The sequence below is a fragment of the Citrobacter sp. Cpo045 genome (assembly GCF_030332875.1).
Classification (GTDB): Bacteria; Pseudomonadota; Gammaproteobacteria; order Enterobacterales; family Enterobacteriaceae; genus Citrobacter; species Citrobacter portucalensis.
The window spans coordinates 1-795 of record NZ_JAOWGZ010000066.1 but is presented as its reverse complement, the minus strand read 5'-3'; the positions used below and the strand labels follow the sequence as shown (position 1 = coordinate 795).

The 795-nt window shown below is 38.9% G+C and carries 2 protein-coding genes; one reads left to right on the top strand and one right to left on the bottom strand.

From position 1 onward, the window contains the following. The first annotated feature begins 202 nt into the window (after positions 1–202). The gene (locus tag OGY13_RS01785) at positions 203–424 is read left to right on the top strand and encodes a hypothetical protein (protein ID WP_001124949.1); all 222 of its coding nucleotides are present in this window, start codon (positions 203–205) and stop codon (positions 422–424) included. A gap of 294 nt (positions 425–718) precedes the next feature. Here OGY13_RS01785 and OGY13_RS01780 read toward each other — a convergent pair. After that, the coding region (locus tag OGY13_RS01780; RefSeq protein ID WP_033802282.1) for an IS1 family transposase at positions 719–795 on the bottom strand (77 nt) is incomplete at its 5' end.

Sequence of the window (795 nt, the reverse complement as noted above, 5' to 3'; positions counted from 1 at the left end):
ATCCGCATAGTGCACTGGGGTATCGTTCGCCACGGGAATATCTGCGGCGACGAACCAGTCATGGGTTAAGTGATAAAAAGTGTATGGAAATATAGGGGCCAATCCACCTACCACGAAAAACTCGGAAAATGTGTTGCAATGATAGTTGTTTATGTTAAAAAGACGGCCTGCACTTAAGTTAAATTCGTTGTCTGGTACTGTAATGCCCAAAAAAAACCTGTATTCGGAAGAAGTATTGTTTGCCAAAAAGCAGCTAAATCAGCTCTCTACAATCAAAAATAAAGTTTCACAGCTGACGAGGCAATGGGAGGGGGCAATTGGTACCAACCCACCTGACTATTCTGACTTGGTTAATGATGTAGAAAAAATAGAGCGTCAAATTTATGAGCAAATAGGTGCTTGGAAAAAAACTCCAGCAATATAGGATTGAGTGGAATTTCATTCTGATAAGCTAATAATATTAAAGACGGGGTTATGTATAATTTCTTTGTATGGTTATAAAGGTATACAGAACATAGCCTTCTAACAATTTAAAGTTGCTCGTAAATTAGTTTTAACTACCAATAATCACGTGCATCAGTATAGGTTTAGAGCATGAAGAATAGCCGGATTGCTCTATAACCTATGCCATTATTAAGATAGCAGGACACCGATTAAGATACCTCCATGAGAACTACAGTAAACCCTCTGTAAATGCGAGGTGGGTAATGACTCTAACTTATTGATAGTGTTTTATGTTCAGATAATGCCCGATGACTTTGTCATGCAGCTCCACCGATTTTGAGAACGACAGCG

What these genes read in the sequence shown, in the direction of transcription:
- OGY13_RS01785 (WP_001124949.1), top strand. Translation starts at nt 203, where the DNA reads ATGCCCAAAAAAAACCTGTATTCGGAAGAAGTATTGTTTGCCAAAAAG.